The organism is Synechococcus lacustris str. Tous (genome assembly GCF_003011125.1).
Taxonomy (GTDB): domain Bacteria; phylum Cyanobacteriota; class Cyanobacteriia; order PCC-6307; family Cyanobiaceae; genus Synechococcus_D; species Synechococcus_D lacustris.
Genome location: NZ_PXVC01000133.1, coordinates 1 through 2,860, shown reverse-complemented (window position 1 = coordinate 2,860; position 2,860 = coordinate 1). Strand labels below are relative to the sequence as shown.

The following is a 2,860-nucleotide window of genomic DNA, read 5'->3' as shown; positions in this document are numbered from 1 at the left end:
GGTCTCACAAGTAAGAAAATGGTAGAAGAGGTTTATCTGAGTCATATTGATAGATTTGAATTTTCAGCAGAAGCAGTTAGGCGGTCGAAGCAATCTCCAAACGAAATGCTGCTTGTAAAGAGAGTTGGTGATGCCTTCACTTAAACCTAAAACTGATTCGCACTACCTAGTATGCACCTGCCCAGAATGGCATAACCTCAGCAGAGATGCTGAGGCGAACATACCTAAGGTTCATAGAAGAAGAATCAACTGCCAAAAGAGCAAGATCACAGATACGCCCAGGGGATTGGTCGATGGTGAAGAGAGTCAAGAATTAAAATCACCCAACCAAGAATTGCTTGGCTCCCTGCGCTTCCTCAGCTGGTACTGCTTAACCCGTTGGTTGAGGCGTGACTGGTGACCTGCTTGCTGCTGGTGTGAGCGCATGGCTGGCAACTTGATGACCTTTGGAGCAGGAGGTGTAGATGCTGGCACTGGTTGGCTACTAGGTACCTGTGAAAGTGCTTCTGTTGCTGCGGCTGGCTCTGTGATCCAAAGACCGGTGGATCGACATTGAGGATCCCTTGCTTCTTCCGCAGTGTCTTAAGAGTTGGACAATTGGTCTGAAATCCAGTCTTTCCCAACTGATCACGCAAGCTCACAAACTCAAAATGAAGATGGGGATAAAAGATTTCAAGGAACTTTTCAAGCGAGTGACCAGCTGAGCACTTGTATTACTTGAAGTTCCAAGCATTATCTTTCCTATACAAGAATCCCTTGGCTTGAGTTGGAGCATAGGGCTTCCCTTTCTTATCCCTGCCACTAGATTGGCAATATGAGCACAGGAATCGCCTTGAATTCGTTTGCTCTGAATAAAGGGGCAATGAAGATAAAATATGTTCGATAAGAGTTTCTTCAGGTGATTTAGGCATKGCATTATTGATCTTTGCTGCATAGCTATTATAGGGCAAATTGTCAAATGCGTAAATCATGAAAAACATAAATAACCTTGTAGAGGTTTGATCAAAATGGTGGTTGCATAAAATTAAGCGAACCCAATACACTTGACATGATCCATGCATTCAAATAGAATAAACCTTGTGGGGTTTCGACCAGATGGTCTCAAGCTAAATCATTAACTGATTGCTTAAAGACGATTCGGACACCCAAAAGAAACCCCAGGGTCCGCAACAAGGTTATTAGCTAAAACTGACTCAAGAAAAACTTCAAGAAGAATAACGAAATCAAAAATCGAATCCAAAAGTATTTATTCCCAAGTAAATCCAGGATAAGTCCGGATGGAATCATGAACCAGGATTAAAAAACACATTTAAAATAGGATCAAGAAGTTTATCTTAGACAGCTACAATATGAAAACCCTTGATCAAGACCAAGAATGAATCATGAATAAATAGGAACAGATTCTATTGAATGAATATAGATGAAAGCAATCCCAAGAGTAAAGCAAATAAGTTTCAAGGAAAAAGAGCATCCATTTCTACTCGAGCAAATGGAGGATCTAATGGATTTATACAAAATGGATATCAGTGGTCTGTACAAGACTCTACTGCGTGAAAAACATCAATCTGTCTTTGGTGCACCCACACGAAGAGTAGAGAGATGAGCACCATCAGAATCCACTTGCATCCTGTCGAAGCAGAGATGCTCAARGAAGTGCAAAAGGTCAATAGACAGTATCGAGACCTGGAGCTCCTCCTGCTGGGCATGATTCGAGAGGAATACGCAAAGACACGCAAAGGTAGTTTGTAGAGGCTGTAGCGCAATGAGGAAGGAGATTCAGAACACATACGATTCAATGAATGATCGAATTGAAAGGATAAGGAATATTGTCAAAAAGAATCGAAATTATAACAAGATGATCAACTCATCTGCCTGCGCAAAGGCGGAGCATCCTTTCCTGCAATCGACGAGCAACAAAAGCGACTACTCAAAACTAATTTATATTGGTGGTATTGCGGGAATGCAGGAAGAGCTACTTCTTCCTGGAGAGGGTCCTGGCTTCTGGCATTTTGCAGAAGAAGCAGAGTCTGTTGCTATAGGGCTTTTAGAGGAGCATTCTTTCTACGTCTTCCGCACTGACACTAATGCGGTGCTGGCACGTGGGATTCAAGGCTTTGAAGCTGCCAAAGTAAAAGCCAATCAATTAAGAAAGTTACATAGCCTGAAATGGGACCAAGTCAGATTCAAAGTCGAGCGTGGGAATCACGGGACAACTTCAGGAGCAGCCAACACAGACAATAGAACTAGCCAGAAGCAGAATCGAATTGGCATGAGTCCAGATGGCAGGAGCTTCACCACCGCATATGGGGAACGAAGACCGCTGGATTATTCGCGAAACTTCAATCCCTSAAAAGGACGAAGGTTTCGTGGGTATTTCGACAAGAGCGGGAACTTCCACGATATTGATTAGATCAGAATTGTGAACATGTAACCAATGTTCACAAAAGAAAAAAGTTGACGCGTCCCTACCCTAGGGCCAGCATATAATAGCCATTGAAATAGGGGTTATCATGTACAAGCTTCAGCCTATTGCATTTTACTACGATTGGAAGTTTTTCGCGTCTTTCGATAGCATCAACGAAGAARTAATCCAAGACGATCTTTATGACAGGGTCGACTGGGAGGGTGTTCGTGTGGCACCAAAGGGAACCATGCAGGTTCTAGATGAAGAGGACAATGTTGTATCCAAGCATTCATTCGACTTTCAAGAGGAATACTCATCGCCTGTTAACCAAGAATTCTTGTCAGAGGAGACTTACGCTGCGTTGCTTGTAAGGGCGTATGTTTCCAACACAGATCCATACTGCTGTACCGAGATACAGGAAGCATATGATCCAAGTAAGCTTGTTTATTCAGATGG

General features: G+C 42.9%; 3 protein-coding genes. All 3 read left to right on the top strand.

Annotated features, from left to right (window positions below):
* The first annotated feature begins 424 nt into the window (after window positions 1-424).
* Window positions 425-556 carry a hypothetical protein gene (locus C7K08_RS16685; RefSeq protein WP_272867443.1) on the top strand — a complete coding sequence of 44 codons (132 nt, stop codon included), beginning with the start codon at window positions 425-427 and terminating at the stop codon, window positions 554-556.
* 1,239 nt (window positions 557-1,795) lie between these two features.
* Window positions 1,796-2,410, top strand: coding sequence for a hypothetical protein (locus tag C7K08_RS13310; protein ID WP_133165292.1), 615 nt, complete (start codon window positions 1,796-1,798; stop codon window positions 2,408-2,410).
* 100 nt (window positions 2,411-2,510) lie between these two features.
* The coding region (locus C7K08_RS16180) for a hypothetical protein (protein ID WP_206603872.1) at window positions 2,511-2,860 on the top strand (350 nt) is incomplete at its 3' end.